Source organism: Immundisolibacter sp. (assembly GCF_050250495.1).
Classification (GTDB): domain Bacteria; phylum Pseudomonadota; class Gammaproteobacteria; order Immundisolibacterales; family Immundisolibacteraceae; genus Immundisolibacter.
Genome location: NZ_JBFWOM010000001.1, coordinates 173,179 through 189,761 on the forward strand (window position 1 = coordinate 173,179; position 16,583 = coordinate 189,761).

Here is a 16,583-nt window from a genome sequence, read left to right on the forward strand (position 1 = left end):
AGCCTTTACACCACCGCCCCGGCCGCCGCGCCGGACGCCCACGCCCACTGGAAGTTGTAGCCGCCGAGGTGGCCGGTCACGTCCAGCACCTCGCCGATGAAGTAGAGCCCCGGCGCGCGGCGCGATTCCAGGGTCGTGGACGACACCTCGCCGGTGTCGACGCCGCCCAGCGTCACCTCCGCCGTGCGGTAACCCTCGGTGCCGCTCGGGGTAAGCGGCCAATTACCTAGCGCGTCGGCCAGCGCACGCAACTCGCGCTCGCGGTACTGACGCAGCGGCCGGCTGTCGATGCGCCGCTCGCACAGGCGCGCCGCAAGCCGCTTCGGCAGCACGTCGGCCAGCACCGTCTTCAGCTCCGCCGCCGGCCGTGCGCGCTGCTGGTCGAGCAGCCACGCGGCCGGGTCGAGATCGGGCAGCAGATCGAGCGAGAGCCCCGCGCCCGTCTGCCAGTAGGACGAAATCTGCAGGATGGCCGGCCCGCTCAGGCCCCGGTGCGTCACCAGCAGGCCGCCCTTGAAACGCTGACCGGCGCAGCTTGCCTCGACCGGCAGCGACACGCCGGCAAGATCGGCCCAGTCGTCGAGGTGCGTACCGCTCAGGGTCAGCGGCACCAGGCCCGCGCGGGTGGGGACAATCGCGTGGCCGAACTGGCGCGCCAGCGCGTAGCCAAAGCCGGTCGCGCCCATGCGCGGGATGGACAGGCCGCCGGTTGCCACCACCAGCGAATCGGCTGCGAACGTGCCCTGCGCGGTGTGCACCACGTAACCGCCCTCCTGCAGCGCCACACCGGCCACGGCGCAGTCGGTGCGGATGTCGACATTGCCGGCCGCGCACTCGGCCAGCAGCAGCGCCACGATCTGCTTCGACGAGTCGTCGCAGAACAACTGCCCGGGGTCTTTCTCGTGGTAACGGATGCCGTGGCGCTCGACCAGGGCCACGAAATCCCACGGCGTGTAGCGCGCCAGCGCGGACTTGCAGAAATGAGGGTTCTGCGACAGGAAGTGGCCGGGCGTGGTGCCGAGGTTGGTGAAGTTGCAGCGCCCGCCGCCGGACATGAGGATTTTCTTGCCGACGCGGTTCGCGTGTTCCAGCACCCGCACGCGCCGGCCGCGCTGGCCGGCAACGGCCGCGCACATCAGCCCGGCGGCACCGCCACCGATGACCAGCACGTCGCAGCGCGCGATCAAGGCCCCGCTCCCGGCACCACAGGCGACACGCTAGCCGCCCAAAAGGCGCCGCTCGGCGTTCTCCACCTGCGCCGCGGTGCCGAACAGCACCACCACATCCCCGGCCTGCAGGCGCAAGTCGGCGCGCGGTTGCAGCTCGCCAGCGCCATCGCGCCGCACGCCGCGCACCTCGGCACCGGTGCGCGCGAGGTCAAGATCGTGCAGGCGCTGGCCGACGGCGCGTGCGTTGTCCGGCAATCGCACCGCGTGGCGCACTTCGAGCGCCTGGCCCTGCGTGTCCTCGATGCGCGAGCGGCGGCCGTGGAAGTAACCGCGCAGCACGCCGTAGCGCTCCTCGCGCACGCCCTGCACGCTCTGCTGCACGCGCTCCATGGGGAAATCGAGCAGCGCCAGCACGTGCGAGGCGAGCGTGAGGCTGGCCTCGAAGGTCTCCGGCACGATCGCCGTCACGCCGGCCTGCTTGAGCACGTCGCGGTAGCGGTCATCGGTGGTGCGCACCAGGATCGGCAGGTCCGGCGCGCGCTCGCGCACCGCCCGCACGATGGCCAGCGCGTGCCGGTGGTCGGTGAAGCTCACCACCACCAACCGCGCGCGGGAAATGCCAAGTGCATGCAGCAGCGCCGCGCGCCGGGCATCGCCGTAGAACACGCGCTCGCCGCCCAGCAGCGCCTCCTGCACGCGCACCGGGTCTTCATCCACTGCCGCGAATTCCACCCCTTCACGGGTCAGGATGCGGCCCACCGCCTGCCCCACGCGACCGTAGCCGCAGATGATCACGTGGCCGGCGAGTTCGGCCGTCGCGTCGCTCACGCCGACGAGGTCCGCCTGCGCCTGCGGCGGGCGATGCCGATGGCGCAGCAGGCGCGCGGCCATGGCGCCGTTGTGGCGCACGATGAGCGGCGTCAGCGCCATGCTGAGCACGATGCTGGCGGCCACCAGGGACGCCTGCCCCGCGTCGACCAGCCGATACGTGCCGGCCACCGCCAGCAGCGCGAAGCCGAACTCGCCGCCCTGCGCCAGCAGCAGCCCGGCGCGCAGCGCCGTCACGCGGTCCTCGCCGAGCACACGGCCGAGCACCGCCACGATCACCGTCTTGAACACCAGCAAAGCCGCGGCCAGACCAAGCACCAGCGGCCAGCGCGGCAGGATCTGCGCCGGCACCAGCAGCATGCCGACGCTGACGAAGAAAATCCCCAGCAGCACGTCCCGGAACGGCCGGATCTCGATCTCGATGCGGTGCCGGAAGTGGCTCTCGCCGAGCATCATGCCGGCGATGAACGCACCGAGCGTCATCGACAGGCCGAACGCGTCGGTGAGCAGCGCCGCCAGCAACGCCACCAGCAGCGCCGCCAGCACGAACAGCTCCTCCGAGTGCGTCTTGGCGACCTCGAAGAACACCCGCGGCAGCACCCACTTGCCGATGCCGATCAGCGCCGCAAACAGGACCAGCCCCTTGGCCACCGTGATCGCCAGCGTCACCGGCAGGGCGCCGTCGGCCTTGGCCAGCGCCGGAATCAGGATCAGGAACAGCACCGCCGCGAGATCCTGAAACAGCAGCACCGCCACGCCGAGCTGGCCGTGGCGCGCGTACAGCTCGCCGCTGCGCGCCAGCTCGCGCGTGACCACCGCCGTCGATGACAGCGCGAGCACCGCCGCCATCAGCAGCGCCACGCCGGGCTCGGCACCCACACCCAGCGCCACCGCCATGAAGGCCGCCGTGCAGATCAGCACCTGCCCGCCGCCGAGCCCGAACACCAGCCGGCGCATGGCCAGCAGCCGCGACAGCGAGAATTCGAGCCCCAGCGAGAACAGCAGGAACACCACGCCGAATTCGGCCAGACGCTGCACCGCCTCCTGATTGGCGACCAGCCCGAGCGCGCCCGGCCCGATCAGCAGACCCGTGACCAGATAGCCCAGCGTCGGGGGCAGGCGCAGCCGATAGAACGCCCCCAGCACCAGCGCCGAGGCGGTGAGGATGATGACCAGCTCACCGAACAGGCCGTGCATCAGCGCGGCCGCCGCCCGGCCAGGCCCAGCATGACGGCGCCCGCCGCCAGCATCGGCAGGCACAGCAGCTGGCCCATGGTGAGCCAGTCAAACGCGACGAAGCCGAGATACGCATCCGGCTCGCGCGCGAACTCGCCGGCAAAGCGCAGCGCGCCGTAGCCGAGCAGAAACACGCCCGACACCGCCATGCGCGGCCGCGGCCGGGCCGAGTACAGCCACACGATCACGAACAACACCGCCCCTTCGAGCGCCGCCTGGTACAGCTGCGAGGGATGCCGCGGCAACGACCCGGCACCCGCAAACACCATGCCCCACGGCAGGTCGGTGACGCGGCCCCACAGCTCGCCGTTGATGAAATTGCCAAGCCGGCCCGCCAGCAGCCCGGTCGGCACCAGCGGCGCCACAAAGTCGGTGACGGCAAAAAATCCGCGCCCGGTCTTGCGCCCGAACAGCCAGCACGCCGCGAGCACCCCAAGCAAGCCGCCGTGGAAGGACATGCCGCCTTCCCAGGCGCGCACGATGGCAAGCGGGTTCGAGAGATAGAACTGCGGCTGGTAGAACAGCGCATAGCCGAGACGCCCGCCGAGCACTGCACCCATGGCGCAGTAGAAGATCAGATCGCCCAGTTCCGGCACCTGCCAGCCGCTGCCGGGCCGCAGCGCGCGGCGCCGGCCGAGCCACCACGCGGCGGCAAAGCCCACCAGGTACATGAGGCCGTACCAGCGCACGGCGAGCGGCCCCAGGTGAACGGCGACGGGATCGATGGCGGGGTGGTGCAGCATGGGCCGGCATTATCCGGCATGATCCCGAGGCCCGCCCTTAAGACCCTTGCCATGACTGCTTCTTCGACTGGCCACACGCCAAACCGCCTAGCCGACACGCGCAGCCCGTACCTGCTGCAGCACGCCGGGAACCCCGTCGACTGGTATCCGTGGTCCGACACCGCGCTGCACCTGGCGCGCGAGCAGGACAAGCCGATCCTGCTGTCGATCGGCTACTCGGCCTGCCACTGGTGCCACGTGATGGCGCACGAGTCGTTCGAGGACCCGGCCACGGCGGCGCTGATGAACACGCTGTTCGTCAACATCAAGGTGGACCGCGAGGAGCGGCCGGATCTGGACCGCATCTACCAGCTCGCGCACCAGATGCTCACCGGCCGCGGCGGTGGCTGGCCGCTGACGGTGTTCATGACGCCCGATCAGGTGCCGTTTTTCGCCGGCACGTACTTTCCGAAAACCGCCCGCTACGGCCTGCCCGCCTTCACCGACCTGCTGGGTCGGGTGGACCACTACTACCGCCAGCACCGCGCGGACATCGACACCCAGAACGCACAGTTGCTCGACGCACTCTCGGCCAGCCAGGCGCTGTCCGAAGGCGGCGCGCTCACCGACGCGCCGCTGCGCCGCGCGCAGGCGGAGCTCATGCGCCTGTTCGACGGCACGCACGGCGGCTTTGGCGGCGCGCCCAAGTTTCCGCAGGCGCCGCTGCTGGAACGGTGTCTTCGCGAGCACGCCCGCACGGGCGATGAGGACGCGCTGCGCATGGCGCTGCTGACGCTGGAGCAGATGGCCCGTGGCGGCATTCACGATCATCTCGGCGGCGGCTTTTTCCGCTACGCGGTGGATGGCGAGTGGTCCATCCCGCACTTCGAGAAGATGCTCTACGACAACGCGCAGCTGCTGCGCCTGTACGCGCAGGCGGCGCAGATCACGCAAAGCGCCCGCTTCGATGCCGTGCTGCACACCACCGGCCACTGGGCGCTGCGCGAGATGCGCGCCCCGGACGGCGGCTTCTACGCCGCGCTCGACGCCGATTCCGAAGGCCATGAAGGCGGGTTCTACGCCTGGGACCGGCGCGACGTGCAGGCGCTGTTGAGCGACGAGGAATACGGCATCCTCGCTCACCGCTTCGGGCTCAACGACACGCCGAACTTCGAGGGCCACTGGCACCTGCGCGTCACGGCCGACGTGGCGGACATTGCCAAGGAAGTGGATCTGTCCCCGCAGCGCGTGGCGGTGGTGCTGTCGGGCGCCATGCAGAAGCTGTTCGCCGCCCGCAGCACGCGCGTGCGACCGGGTCTCGACGACAAGGTGCTGGCGGGCTGGAACGGCCTCCTGATCGGCGGCCTCGCGCAGGCCGGGCGGCATTTGAACGAACCCGCCTTCATCGATGCCGCCGCCGGCGCGGCCGACTTTGCCCGCCGCGTGCTGTGGCAAAACGGCCGCCTGCACGCCGCCGCCAAGGACGGCGTGGGCTATTTGAGCGCGTATCTGGACGACCACGCCTACCTGCTGGACGGCCTGCTGGAGCTGCTGCAATCGCGTTGGGACGCCGCGCATCTCGCCTTCGCCATCGACCTCGCGGACGTGATGCTCACGCACTTCGAGGACCGCGCCCACGGCGGCTTTTTCCACACCGCGGACGACCACGAGGCGCTGATCGTGCGCACCCGGCCGCTGGGTGATGACGCGACGCCCGCCGGCACCGCCATCGCCGCCCGCGCGCTGGGCCGACTCGGACATCTGCTAGGCGAGCCGCGCTACCTCGACGCCGCCGCGCGCGCCGTAGAGAGCGCCGCCGGGCGCATGCAGGAACAGCCGCTCGGCTGCTGCAGCCTGCTCGCGGCACTCGAAGAACAACTCACGCCGCCGCAGACGCTGATCCTGCGCGGCGAAGCGACAGCACTCGCACCGTGGCTCGCCGCCGCGCGGCAGGGTTACCGGCCGCTGCGCCTCACGCTCGCAGTTCCGCCGGACGCGACGGACCTGCCGGGCGTGCTCGCGCACTGCCGGCCGCAGGGCGAGGCGGTGGCGTATCTGTGCCAGGGCGGCGCGTGCAGCGCGCCGCTGACGAGCCTCGAAGCCTTCGAGGCTGCGCTGGCGGACAGCGGATGAAGGGCGTCGCGTGCAATACGTCAGGCAGCCGATCGTCGCGTCCGCCGACGATTCGGCTCGAGGGCCGGCCTCCCACACTCCTTCCTCCGAGGTGATCCATGACCGGACCGCTGCACAACCGCCGCGCGCTCGTCACCGGCGGCAGCCGCGGCATCGGTGCCGCCATCGTGCGCCGGCTGGCGCGTGACGGCGCCGACGTCGTGTTCACTTATGTGAGCCGCGCCGAGCAGGCCGCGGCGACGGCGGATGCGGCCCGCGCCGGCGGCGTGCAGGCGCTCGCCATCCGCGCCGATGCCGCGGACGCCCAAGCGGTAGCCGCCGCGGTGCAGCAGACCTGCGACGCGTTCGGCGGCATCGACATTCTGGTCAACAACGCCGGTGTCGGCCTGATGGCGCCGGTGGACGAGTTCTCGCTCGCCGACTTCGACCAGACCGTCGCGGTGAACCTGCGCGCCGCGTTCGTGGCGAGCCAGGCGGCGGCCCGCCGCATGTCGAGCGGCGGGCGCATCGTGATGATCGGCAGCTGCAACGCCGAGCGCATGCCGTTTCTGGGCGGCGCCGTGTACGCCATGAGCAAGGCGGGCCTGGTCGGCCTCACCAAGGGTCTGGCGCGCGACCTTGGCGGGCGCGGCATCACCGTCAACAACGTGCAGCCGGGGCCGATCGATACCGACATGAACCCGGCCGACACGGATTTCGCTGGGACGATTCGCGAGCAGGTGCTCGCCCTGCCCCGCTACGGCACCGGCGACGAAGTGGCGGCGATGGTGGCGTACCTGTGCGGTCCGGAAGCGGGGTTCGTGACCGGCGCCAGCCTCACCATCGACGGCGGATTTACCGCCTGACGCAAAGCCGTCCACCCCGGCCGGGCTTAACAGGCCGTTGAAAAATTCTTGTCAACGGCCTGTTAAAGCAAGCCAGGGATGGCTTGCGTGCAGATCAAGCACGATAAGTGCTTGATCTGCGGAGGCCGTCGCGGACCAGTGCCGCGACGAGCCGAGTTGAAAAAGGGCAGGAAAGCCCTTTTTCAACGGCCTGTTAAGTGGACGGCATCAGTCGGCTCAATACCCCATCAGGTTCCGGTACTCGTCCCAGAACGCGCGGATGGTGGTCTCGGTGACGAGGTGGTCGGCGTCCTCCACGTCCCGGCCACCCATCTCGATGCAGGACCAGTCGTTCTGGTCGCGCACCACCGCCTGCTGGCAGATCACGGACGACTCACCGTCTTCCATCGAGATCATGCCGGCCGGGCCGATCAGGTTGATCTGCTTCAGGCGAATGTTGCGCAGCTCCTCGTCGTCGGTCTTGTAACCGAAGAAGGTCCACACCAGCTCGAAGGCGTCGCGGCTCTTGGGCACGATCTGCCGCACGGCGAGCGTGTTCTGAATCTGCTGGATCACCAGGTTCGGCATCAGCGACATGATCACCAGCGTGATGTCGTCGCCCCACTCGCCCTTGCGGCCCTTCAGCAGCGACATGTCCTCCAGCGAGTACGTGTCGGCCTGGTAGGTGCGCAGGTGCGAATCCTTGGTCTGCGAAATTGCCTCCTCGGAGTCCGTGCCGGAGCGCGAGAACAGCACCGTGTGCCAGCCGTTGGTGATCTTCACACCGCCTTCCTGACTGGACCGGTACAGGCCGAAGGTCATGTGGAACAGGTGCAGCAGGCTCGCGTGGTAGGGATCCTTGGTGTTCTCGGCGTAGAACTTCCAGTTGCTCGGGATGTACTGGCGCGCGTGGCCCAGCACCTCCAGTTCACGGCCTTCCAGCACCCGGCGCAGGTGCTGGTCCATGGCCCCGTTGGCGCCCAGGTAATCCTGCACGCTCGGCATCTCGTTCTCGAACGTGGCGAACACGGCGCCGTGGTAGTTCTCCACGCGCAGCTTGCGAAGGCCGTGCTGCTTGAGATCGAAGTCCGCCGGGTAGCCGCCCTTGCCGCCAAGACCGCGCCGGAACGGCACGCCGACCAGGTCTCCCTTGGCGTCGAACGACCACTGGTGGTACACGCAGGTGTACGTACCGGCCGCGTTGTTGCCGCGCAGCTCCCGGCACACCAGCGCGCCGCGATGAGCGCAGCGGTTCACCCAGGCGTGGATGGCGCCTTGCTCGTCGCGCGTCATCACCACCGGCGTGTCGCCGACGAAGGTGGCCTTGTAGTCGCCGGCGTTCGGCACTTCGGCCGCGAGGCCAATGAAATTCCAGGTGGGGCCGCGAAAAATCCTGGCCTGCTCCTCGTCGTACACCGCCTGTTCGGTGAAGACGCCGTAGGGCACGGCGGCACTGATGCCCTCGCCGGGCCAGACCAGTCCTGCGGTACGGGTAACGCGTGCGTCCATGGCTTGTTACTCCTTGAAAGTCAGATTCAGATGGGGGTGACCATCAGCGTCTGGATGCGGTACGTGTCGAACACGCACAGCTTTTCCTTGAAACGCAGCGCGCCGTTCACGCGCACGATCTTGTCCACGTACTTGCCGGTGTTGTAGACGCGCGTTTCGCCATCCAGCAGCGTCTGGAACACGCCGTAGTTGGTCTGCGCCGTGATCACGCCGGCCTGCTCGCCCAGGATGCGGGTGTTGCTGACCAGGTGGCGGTAGAAGTGCGGCGCGTAGATGTTGGCCTTGCGCAGCGCCACGATGCGGTCGCGCAACATGCCCTTGCTGTCGCAGAACATCACCGCCACCGGCAGGCCGGCGTCGGCGTTCTCGCGCGGAATCACCTTGTACAGGCAGGGGTCGGTGAAGAAGTCCGGCCACTCCTCCAGCCGGTCGTCGTCGATGCACTGCACGTAGGCGTGGATCAGGTCTTCGACTTCCTGCCGCGTGGTGGTGACAGGAGCCGTGGCAACGGCGGTGGACATGGCGACACCTCAGGTCAGCGTTAAGGTGCCGCCATTGTGGTGAGGTGCCGCCGGGCGCCATTGACCGGCGTCAAGGGGCGGGAATCACTGCCTGTGTCGGCGCACCTGCGCGAAAAAAGCACCTTGCAGGAGCTGCAAATCTGCAGCCCCGAGCGATTCGCGGCTAGGGCGGCGCTCCCACGGCGGCCAGCCGCAATCGTTGCTGGCCGACGCCGGTCAGTCCGCGCCCCGCGTCCTGCGCGGGACACGCTCCGCCCTGCTCACCCTCCCCTATTCGCCACCAGATCGTCCACCACCGCCGGGTCGGCCAGCGTGGTGGTGTCGCCGAGGTTTTTGAGGTCGTTCTCGGCGATCTTGCGCAGGATGCGGCGCATGATCTTGCCGGAGCGCGTCTTGGGCAGGCCGGGCGCCCACTGGATCACGTCGGGGCTGGCGATGGCGCCGATTTCCTTGCGCACCAGGGCCACCAGTTCCTGCCGCAGGGCGTCGGTGGGTTCGACGCCCGCCATCGGCGTCACGTAGGCGTAGATGCCCTGGCCCTTGAGGTCGTGCGGGTAGCCGACCACGGCGGCTTCGGCGACGGCCTCGTGCAGCACGAGTGCGGACTCGATCTCGGCCGTGCCCAAACGGTGCCCGGACACGTTGATCACGTCGTCCACGCGGCCGGTGATCCAGTAGTAACCATCCGCGTCGCGCCGGCAGCCGTCGCCGGTGAAGTAGTAGCCGGGATAGGCCTTCAGATACGTATCGATGAATCGCTGGTGGTCGCCGAACACGGTGCGCATCATGCCGGGCCAGGAGCGTTTCAGGACCAGGTTGCCGCTGGCGGCGCCGGTAAGTTCCTCCCCGCTCGCGTCCATCAGTGCGGGCTCGACGCCGAACAGCGGCCGGGTGGCCGAGCCGGGCTTCAGCGCCGTCGCCCCCGGCAGCGGGGAAATGAGGATGCCGCCGGTCTCGGTCTGCCACCAGGTGTCGACGATGGGGCAGCGCCCCTCGCCCACCACGCGGTGGTACCACTCCCAGGCCTCGGGATTGATCGGCTCACCGACCGAACCCAGCAGGCGCAGGCTCGTTCGGCTGGTGGACCTGACCGGCCCGTCGCCGGCGCGCATCAGGGCACGGATGGCGGTGGGCGCCGTGTAGAAGATGTTGACCTGGTGCTTGTCGATCACTTCCCAGAAGCGCGCCGGCGTCGGGTGCGTCGGCACGCCCTCGAACACGAGGCTGGTCGCGCCGTTGGCCAGCGGGCCGTACACGATGTAGCTGTGGCCGGTCACCCAGCCGACGTCCGCCGTGCACCAGTACACGTCGCCGTCGTGGTAGTCGAACACCAGCTTGTGCGTGAGCGCCGCGTAGGTGATGTAGCCGCCGGTGGTGTGCAGCACGCCCTTGGGCTTGCCGGTCGAGCCCGACGTGTACAGGATGAACAGCGGGTCCTCGGCGTCCATCGGCTCGGCCGGACAGTCGGCACTGGCCGACGCCAGCAGGTCTTGGTACCAGCCGTCGCGGCCGTCCTTCCAGCCGATGTCCGCGCCGGTGTGCCGGTACACCAGCACCGTGTGCACGCCCGGGCAGCCTTCCAGCGCCTGGTCGACGTTGGCCTTCAGCGGAATCGGCTTGCCACCGCGCAGGCCCTGATCGGCGGTGATCACCACCTGGCAGTCGGAATCCAGAATGCGGCTCTTGATCGACTCCGGCGAGAAGCCGCCGAACACCACCGAATGCACCGCGCCGATGCGCGCGCAGGCCAGCATGGCGGCGACGGCCGCCGGGATCATCGGCATGTAGATGCACACCCGGTCGCCCTTCTTGACGCCGCGGTGCTTGAGCACGTTCGCGAGGCGGCACACCTCGTCATGCAGCTCGCGGTAGGTCACGTGGCGTGCAAAGGACGGATCGTCGCCCTCCCAGATCAGCGCCGTCTGCGCGCCGCGGGTGGCCAGGTGCCGGTCCAGGCAGTTGTAGGCCACGTTCAGCTTGCCGCCGTCGAACCAGCGCACGTGGCCGCGGGCGAGGTCTTCGTCACACACCGTGTGCCAGGGCTCGAACCAGGTAATGAGATCCCTGGCCTGCCCGGCCCAGAAGCCGTCGCGGTCGGCCAGCGAGCGGGCGTAGGTCGCCTCGTAATCGGCCGCCTTGACGTAGGCACGGGCGGCGAAATCGGCCGGCACGGGGTAGATTCTTTCGTCGGACATGGCAGTTCCTGGTCGATCGCACCGCCGGGCGGCGGAGGTGGACGCATGGTAAGTAAGGGCGCCGCGAGCGTCGAGACGAAGCCGTCGACAGCCGCCCAGCCGGAGCCACGATGAACCCAGCGACCGACCCTGATCCCGAAGCGCAGATTCGCGCCTCGTGGCAGCGCAACGCTGCGCCGTGGACCGCCGCCGTGCGCGGCCAGCACATCGAAAGCCGCCGGCGCGTGACCGATCAGGCCATCGTCGACGCCGTCACGCGCCACGCCCCGCAGCGCGTGCTCGACGCCGGCTGCGGCGAGGGCTGGCTGACGCGCCGGCTCACCGCGCTCGGCATGGACGTGCTGGGGGTGGACGCGGAACCCGCGCTGATCGCCGCCGCGGAGGCTCAGGGCGGCGGGGCGTTTCAGGTGCGGTCGTACGAGGCGCTTGCGGCGGGCAGTGTCGGGCCGCCGTTCGACGCGGTGGTCTGCAACTTCGCGCTGCTCGGCCGCGAGTCGGGCGAGGCGCTGTGTCAAGCCGCGCCGACGGTGCTCAAACCGGGCGGCGTGCTCATCGTGCAGACCCTGCACCCGCATGCGGTGTGCGGCGATCAACCCTACGCCGACGGCTGGCGGGTTGGCTCCTGGGACGGCTGCGGCGAGGGCTTCGTTGAACCTGCGCCCTGGTACTTCCGCACGCTCGAAAGCTGGGTGCGGCTGTTCGTGAGCGCCGGCCTTGCGCTGCACGCGCTGGACGAACCCGTGCATCCGGACAGCGGGCGCGTCGCGTCGGTGATCTTCACCGCCAGCCAGCCGTAACGGGCAGTCGCGCCGGCAGCGGCGAGCGGGGCGTTGCCGACGCATACCCAAGCGCGCGCCTCACGCTTGCAACCACCGCCATCCCAGCCGTGCCCTTCACACCGTGTAGGGCACCTCGACCTGCAAATCCGGCCCGCTGCGAAAGTCGCGCGTATTGCGCGTCACGAGCGTGAGCTCGTGGCCGGCGGCCAGCGCAGCCTGCAGGGCGTCGGGCAGTTTCAGGTGCAGGCGCCGGCGCAGTCGCGCGGCGAGATCAGCGGTTTCGCTGGTGATCGGCAGCGCGGGGAACAGGTCCAGCAGTTCCCTGGCGAGCGGCACGTCTGCGTCGTCAAATCCGGCCAATACTTCTGCGCGGGTGATGACGGACACCGCGCATTCGCCGGCGTGTTCGGCCAGAAACCGCGTGGCTGCGGCTATGCCGTTCAAGTGGTCGATGACGATGACCGAATCGAGCAGATACCTCAATCGGCCCGATCCCATTCATCGCGCAGGCGCCGCTGCCAGGCCAGCGCGTCGCCCTGACGCCACAGTCCCGCGGTGCGGTGCAGCACGTCCGCCAGGTCCGGCCGGCAGCGGTTCTGCTCGCGCAGGCGAAAGCTGCGTACCGCCTGCCGCACCAGTTCCGTCATCGGCTGCTTGCGGCGGCGGGCCTCCTGATCGAGCCAGGCCTTGTCTTCCGAATCCAGGTTGACGAGGGTCTTGGGCATGGGTTTTCAGATATCCAGATTGGGCAATTACGATATCTTCGTAACCGTGCGCACCGCAACCCCCCGCGGTGACGCTCCTTGGCTGCCCCCGACGAACCAACAACGAACGGGCTTCGTTGCCCGTCCGTCAGAACTCGTACTCCAGCGTCCCGCGCGCCGACAGAGGGGGACTGTTGGCGTCCAGGCCCGCCGCGAGGCCGAGCTCCCAGCGCAGCCGCCGCCCGGGGCCGATACGCTCGGTGCCGAGCAGCGCCGGGCCGAGCGCGAGAAGTTTCTCGGCGGCAAAGAACTCGACGGCGGGCTCAAGACGCGGCGAGTGGCGGTAGCGGCCCTGCAGCGTGAGGCGGGTCTCGGGTTCGTCGCCCACGTCGGCGCCCCATTCGTAGCCCACGGCGGCGTTGACGGTGCCGATCAGACGCCCCCATTGCCGCTCGCCGATCAGCATCACGCTGCCGCTTTGGCTGTCGCCGTGCCGGGCACGCTCGAATTCGCCGAGCACGGCCCAGTCGGCGGCGAACTCGCCTTGCTCGGTGAGCTGCCACAGGGCCTCGAATTCGTAGCCTTCCAGCCGCAGGTCCCCGCCGTGGCGGTTCTGGCCGATGACATAAACCTCGGCGAACAGCCGCTCGGTGAGGCTCTGGCCGTAGCCGATGCGCCAGGTCTGGCCGTCCACCGGGCCGCCGTCGTCGGCGTGCGTGAGGCGGATTTCGAGGTCACGCTCGAGCGGCTGCACGTAGGGGTGGTAGACGGCGTCGATGCCGCTGCTGTCGGCGCGGGTCGACGCGCTCGCGAGCGCTAGGGCCACCGCGACCAGGGCCCGCAACGGGCGCAGCAACTCAGTCATGATCGCGGTCTCCGTGGGGGTGAACACGCAGCCAGGTGCCGGCCGTTGCCGTCAGCAGGGCCGCGCCGAGCGCGAAGGCCGTGAGTGCCACCTGCCATGGGCCGGGCGTCGCCTCGTAACCCAGCAGCGCATACAGCACCTGACCGGGCAGGCTGTTTTCGGGCAGCACCGCCGAGCTGTCCCACAGCGGGGCGTGCGCCGGCAGCCAGTCGGCCTGGATCAGCAGGGCGCTCGCCTGCGACCACATGCCGGCGCCGACCAGCGCCAGCAGCAGGATGGTCACCCACCCGGCCCACCGCTGCGGCAGGCCGCGCAGCAGGTAGTACAGCAGCGCACCGGCGCTGAAACCGACGCCACCGCCGAGCACGGCGCCCAGCAGCAGGTCCGGCACGGCCTGCGGCCGTCCCTCGAAAGCCGACAGGTACAGGAGGATTTCCGAGCCCTCGCGGGTGATCGCGCTCACGATGGCGACTGCGGCCAGCCACCCGAAGGCGCCCGGCGCGCGCCCCGGGTACCGCGCCAGGAGACCAATGACGCCCAGCAGCAGGCCGTAGACCAGGATCTGCAGGCCGGCGTTGACCAGCTCGTAACCCACCCCGTCGAACCAGGCCGAGATGGCGCCCATGCTGCGCATGTAGCCCCAGGCGCCGGCAAGGCCGGCCAGCAGCGCCGCCGGCAGCCAGCGCCCGCGCGCGCCGGCCTGCGCCCCGGCGGCGAGCAGGATGCCGACCAGCAGCGCGAATTCGAGCACCTCGCGCAGCACCACCAGCACGGCTTCGATGAGCGGCGTGTTCATCGCGCGAGCAGCCGGCCCTGGGCCGTCCTGGGGTTGAATTCGCCAAAGAACGGATAGTCACCGGGCGGCAGCGGACCCACGAAGATGACCGCCGACTGCCCGCCAAGAATCACCTTCTCGCGGTTCAGCTCCCAGCTCTCGAACTCCTCCGGCGTCGGGTCGAGGTTGCGCACCACAAGGCGCACCTTGGTGTTGGCCGGGACGGTCAGCTCGGCCGGCTGGAACAGGTGGTTTTCGATGCGCAGCTCGAACTGCGGCACCTCGGCGCGCGCGCACGCTGCCGAGAGGCCGATCAGCAGCCCGGCCAGGCAGCGCCTCATGCCCGCCGCCCCGGGAACAGCACCCGCACCGTGAGGCCGTGGCCGAACGGCGAGTCGTCGAACTCGACCCGTGCGCCGTGCAGGTCCGCCACCAGGCGCACGATGGACAGGCCAAGGCCGCTGCCGGCGGGGTCCAGATGACGCGTGCCGACCAGGCGGTAGAAGCGGTCGAACACCCGCTCGCGCTCGGCCGGCGGCAGGCCGGGCCCGGAATCGCTCACCTCGAACCGTGCACCCCCGTCCGGCAGCGGGGCGATCTGCACACGGATGTGCCCACCGGCCGGCGTGTAGCGACTCGCGTTGGCGAGCAGGTTCTGCAACAGCGTGGTCAGCGCGAATCGATCCCCGGACAGCGGCTGGCACTCGCCGTGCAACTGGATGTCCTGGCCCTTGGCCTCGAACTGGGCGTAGGTGTCGGCGATCACCTCGCCGGCGAGCGCGGTCAGATCCAGCGGCTCCCGGTGCGCGCGGTACTGCTCCGGCGACATGCGGTACAGCAGCAGAATCTGCGCGATCAGGTGCTCCAGGCGCGCGGTGTCGGCGTCGAGGCGCAGCAGCAGCGGATCGTCGGTCGGCAGACGGGTACCGAGGTTGTGCAGGTCCACCTTGAGCGCGGCGATCGGCGTGCGCAGCTCGTGCGCGGCATCCGCCGTGAGGCGCCGCTCGCGGCCGAGCGCCCCGTCGAGCCGCTCAAGCAGGCCGTTCACGGCGCTGATGATCATCGCGAGTTCCGCCGGGGCGTCGGCGGTGTCGAGCGGCGCAAGATCATCGGCCGCCTTGGTGGACAGCGCGCCCGCCAGGCGGTCGAGCCGGCGCAGGCCGTGGCCGACGATCAGCCAGATCAGCAGCGCCGTCACCGGCAGCACCGCCAGCACCGCCAGCAGCGATTCCCGCGCCACGCTGTCGGCCAGCGCAAAGCGCGCATCGGCGCGCTCGGCCAGCATCACCCAGTGCCCGGCGGCCGGTTCGGGGCGCACCAGCACCCGCCAGCGGTGGCCGCCGAAGTTGGCGAACCGAAAGCCGGGCTCGAACGGCGCCATGGGCGTGGTCGGCGTGCCCGCCGAGCGCAGGTCGAGCCGCCCCTGTGCGTCCCATACCTGAAACGCCGTGTCGCCGGTGGCGAGCGCCTGGTCCGTCCGCCGCCCGGCGGCGAGCAGACCGGACAGCAGCACGGCGCTGTCGGTGAGCTGCGCGTCGAACAGCGCGTCGGCCGCGTCCACGCCGGCGCGGTAGCCGTAAAGCGCCGCCACGAAGCTGGTGAGCACGATGGCCGACAGCACCGCCACCAGCAGGAAGGACCGCAGCGAGCTCACGTCGGGCGCAGGCGGTAGCCGACGCCGCGCACGGTGAGGATGCGGTCGGCGCCGAGCTTGCGGCGCAGGTGGTGGATGTGCACCTCGATCGCGTTGCTGGCGATTTCCTCACCCCAGGCGTAGAGCTTGCCCTCCAGCGCCGCGCGTGTCAGCACGCGGCCGGGCTGCTCGGCGAGCGCGCTCAGCAGCATGTATTCGCGCCGCGACAGCTCCACCGGCTCACCGCTGCGGCGCACCTGCAGGCTGGCGGTGTCGAGTTGCAGGTCACCGATCTCGACCAGGCTGCTCGGGGTCGCGCCGAGGCGCCGGCCGAGCGCGCGGATGCGCGCCAGCAGCTCCGGCATCTCGAACGGCTTCGGCAGGTAGTCGTCGGCGCCAAGATCGAGCCCCGCCACCTTGTCTGCCACCGCGTCGCGGGCGGTCAGCAGCAGCACCGGCAGGCGGCCGCCGGCCCGGCGCAATTGGCGCAGCACGTCGAGCCCGTCCCTATCCGGCAGGCCCAGATCCAGCACCAGCAGGTCCGGCGGGTCGTCGGTCACCGCGCGCAGCGCATCTGCACCCTGCGCCACGTGGTTCACGGCAAAGCCCTGCTCGCGCAGCGCCTGCGTCAGCGCCGCCGCGAGCGGCGCATCGTCTTCGACCAGCAGCAGGCGCAACAGGCAGTTCCCG

The 16,583-nt window shown here is 70.0% G+C and carries 16 protein-coding genes; 3 read left to right on the forward strand and 13 right to left on the reverse strand.

All coding sequences use genetic code 11. The annotated features are described in order from the left end of the window. Positions 1 to 5: 5 nt before the first annotated feature. The 3 genes from AB7F93_RS00830 to lgt are packed head-to-tail and all read right to left on the reverse strand — an operon-like array spanning position 6 to position 3,976. Positions 6 to 1,187: an NAD(P)/FAD-dependent oxidoreductase gene (locus tag AB7F93_RS00830; protein WP_428300974.1), complete on the reverse strand. Its 1,182-nt coding sequence runs from the start codon at positions 1,185 to 1,187 to the stop codon at positions 6 to 8. 30 nt (positions 1,188 to 1,217) lie between these two features. Continuing rightward, a complete protein-coding gene (locus AB7F93_RS00835) occupies positions 1,218 to 3,194 on the reverse strand; it encodes a cation:proton antiporter (RefSeq protein ID WP_428300975.1) in 1,977 nt (658 codons plus the stop codon). Beyond that, positions 3,194 to 3,976: a prolipoprotein diacylglyceryl transferase gene (lgt, locus tag AB7F93_RS00840; RefSeq protein ID WP_428300976.1), complete on the reverse strand. Its 783-nt coding sequence runs from the start codon at positions 3,974 to 3,976 to the stop codon at positions 3,194 to 3,196. Before lgt ends, AB7F93_RS00835 begins: the two co-directional genes overlap by 1 nt. 51 nt (positions 3,977 to 4,027) lie before the next feature. Here lgt and AB7F93_RS00845 point away from each other — a divergent pair, with 51 nt between their 5' ends. Both AB7F93_RS00845 and AB7F93_RS00850 read left to right on the forward strand, forming a co-directional pair. After that, the gene (locus tag AB7F93_RS00845; protein WP_428300977.1) at positions 4,028 to 6,088 is read left to right on the forward strand and encodes a thioredoxin domain-containing protein; all 2,061 of its coding nucleotides are present in this window, start codon (positions 4,028 to 4,030) and stop codon (positions 6,086 to 6,088) included. Positions 6,089 to 6,186: 98 nt separating this feature from the next. Further along, on the forward strand, positions 6,187 to 6,933 hold the full coding sequence (locus tag AB7F93_RS00850; protein WP_428300978.1) for an SDR family oxidoreductase: 747 nt from the start codon (positions 6,187 to 6,189) through the stop codon (positions 6,931 to 6,933). 216 nt (positions 6,934 to 7,149) lie between these two features. On the opposite strand, the gene AB7F93_RS00855 is transcribed toward AB7F93_RS00850, so the two are convergent. From AB7F93_RS00855 to acs, 3 genes are all read right to left on the reverse strand, one after another. Further along, complete coding sequence (locus tag AB7F93_RS00855; protein ID WP_428300979.1) at positions 7,150 to 8,421, reverse strand: aromatic ring-hydroxylating dioxygenase subunit alpha; 1,272 nt, start codon at positions 8,419 to 8,421, stop codon at positions 7,150 to 7,152. Between the two features lie 26 nt (positions 8,422 to 8,447). Further along, the gene (locus tag AB7F93_RS00860; protein ID WP_428300980.1) at positions 8,448 to 8,942 is read right to left on the reverse strand and encodes an aromatic-ring-hydroxylating dioxygenase subunit beta; all 495 of its coding nucleotides are present in this window, start codon (positions 8,940 to 8,942) and stop codon (positions 8,448 to 8,450) included. Positions 8,943 to 9,202: 260 nt separating this feature from the next. Then, on the reverse strand, positions 9,203 to 11,137 hold the full coding sequence (acs, locus tag AB7F93_RS00865) for an acetate--CoA ligase (protein ID WP_428300981.1): 1,935 nt from the start codon (positions 11,135 to 11,137) through the stop codon (positions 9,203 to 9,205). 110 nt (positions 11,138 to 11,247) lie between these two features. On the opposite strand from acs, the gene AB7F93_RS00870 reads away from it, so the two are divergent. After that, positions 11,248 to 11,934: a class I SAM-dependent methyltransferase gene (locus AB7F93_RS00870; protein WP_428300982.1), complete on the forward strand. Its 687-nt coding sequence runs from the start codon at positions 11,248 to 11,250 to the stop codon at positions 11,932 to 11,934. A 96-nt stretch (positions 11,935 to 12,030) separates the two neighbouring features. Here AB7F93_RS00870 and AB7F93_RS00875 read toward each other — a convergent pair whose 3' ends face one another. The 7 genes from AB7F93_RS00875 to AB7F93_RS00905 form a co-directional block, all read right to left on the reverse strand. Further along, a complete protein-coding gene (locus AB7F93_RS00875) occupies positions 12,031 to 12,399 on the reverse strand; it encodes a PIN domain-containing protein (protein ID WP_428300983.1) in 369 nt (122 codons plus the stop codon). After that, positions 12,396 to 12,641 carry a ribbon-helix-helix protein, CopG family gene (locus AB7F93_RS00880; protein WP_428300984.1) on the reverse strand — a complete coding sequence of 82 codons (246 nt, stop codon included), beginning with the start codon at positions 12,639 to 12,641 and terminating at the stop codon, positions 12,396 to 12,398. Before AB7F93_RS00880 ends, AB7F93_RS00875 begins: the two co-directional genes overlap by 4 nt. Positions 12,642 to 12,768: 127 nt before the next feature. Then, positions 12,769 to 13,485 carry a hypothetical protein gene (locus tag AB7F93_RS00885; protein WP_428300985.1) on the reverse strand — a complete coding sequence of 239 codons (717 nt, stop codon included), beginning with the start codon at positions 13,483 to 13,485 and terminating at the stop codon, positions 12,769 to 12,771. Next, on the reverse strand, positions 13,478 to 14,281 hold the full coding sequence (locus AB7F93_RS00890; RefSeq protein WP_428300986.1) for an FTR1 family protein: 804 nt from the start codon (positions 14,279 to 14,281) through the stop codon (positions 13,478 to 13,480). The genes AB7F93_RS00885 and AB7F93_RS00890 overlap by 8 nt, the downstream gene beginning before the upstream one ends. Continuing rightward, positions 14,278 to 14,601 carry a cupredoxin domain-containing protein gene (locus AB7F93_RS00895; RefSeq protein WP_428300987.1) on the reverse strand — a complete coding sequence of 108 codons (324 nt, stop codon included), beginning with the start codon at positions 14,599 to 14,601 and terminating at the stop codon, positions 14,278 to 14,280. Before AB7F93_RS00895 ends, AB7F93_RS00890 begins: the two co-directional genes overlap by 4 nt. Further along, on the reverse strand, positions 14,598 to 15,914 hold the full coding sequence (locus AB7F93_RS00900; protein ID WP_428300988.1) for an ATP-binding protein: 1,317 nt from the start codon (positions 15,912 to 15,914) through the stop codon (positions 14,598 to 14,600). The genes AB7F93_RS00895 and AB7F93_RS00900 overlap by 4 nt, the downstream gene beginning before the upstream one ends. After that, the gene (locus AB7F93_RS00905; RefSeq protein ID WP_428300989.1) at positions 15,911 to 16,570 is read right to left on the reverse strand and encodes a response regulator; all 660 of its coding nucleotides are present in this window, start codon (positions 16,568 to 16,570) and stop codon (positions 15,911 to 15,913) included. The genes AB7F93_RS00900 and AB7F93_RS00905 overlap by 4 nt, the downstream gene beginning before the upstream one ends. Positions 16,571 to 16,583: the final 13 nt, after the last annotated feature.

Bases quoted from the DNA above. Each gene is read 5' to 3' on its own strand.
- AB7F93_RS00835 (WP_428300975.1), bottom strand. From the start codon at position 3,194: ATGCACGGCCTGTTCGGTGAGCTGGTCATCATCCTCACCGCCTCGGCG.
- lgt (WP_428300976.1), bottom strand. From the start codon at position 3,976: ATGCTGCACCACCCCGCCATCGATCCCGTCGCCGTTCACCTGGGGCCG.
- AB7F93_RS00845 (WP_428300977.1), top strand. From the start codon at position 4,028: ATGACTGCTTCTTCGACTGGCCACACGCCAAACCGCCTAGCCGACACG.
- AB7F93_RS00850 (WP_428300978.1), top strand. From the start codon at position 6,187: ATGACCGGACCGCTGCACAACCGCCGCGCGCTCGTCACCGGCGGCAGC.
- AB7F93_RS00855 (WP_428300979.1), bottom strand. From the start codon at position 8,421: ATGGACGCACGCGTTACCCGTACCGCAGGACTGGTCTGGCCCGGCGAG.
- AB7F93_RS00860 (WP_428300980.1), bottom strand. From the start codon at position 8,942: ATGTCCACCGCCGTTGCCACGGCTCCTGTCACCACCACGCGGCAGGAA.
- acs (WP_428300981.1), bottom strand. From the start codon at position 11,137: ATGTCCGACGAAAGAATCTACCCCGTGCCGGCCGATTTCGCCGCCCGT.
- AB7F93_RS00870 (WP_428300982.1), top strand. From the start codon at position 11,248: ATGAACCCAGCGACCGACCCTGATCCCGAAGCGCAGATTCGCGCCTCG.
- AB7F93_RS00880 (WP_428300984.1), bottom strand. From the start codon at position 12,641: ATGCCCAAGACCCTCGTCAACCTGGATTCGGAAGACAAGGCCTGGCTC.
- AB7F93_RS00885 (WP_428300985.1), bottom strand. From the start codon at position 13,485: ATGACTGAGTTGCTGCGCCCGTTGCGGGCCCTGGTCGCGGTGGCCCTA.
- AB7F93_RS00890 (WP_428300986.1), bottom strand. From the start codon at position 14,281: ATGAACACGCCGCTCATCGAAGCCGTGCTGGTGGTGCTGCGCGAGGTG.
- AB7F93_RS00895 (WP_428300987.1), bottom strand. From the start codon at position 14,601: ATGAGGCGCTGCCTGGCCGGGCTGCTGATCGGCCTCTCGGCAGCGTGC.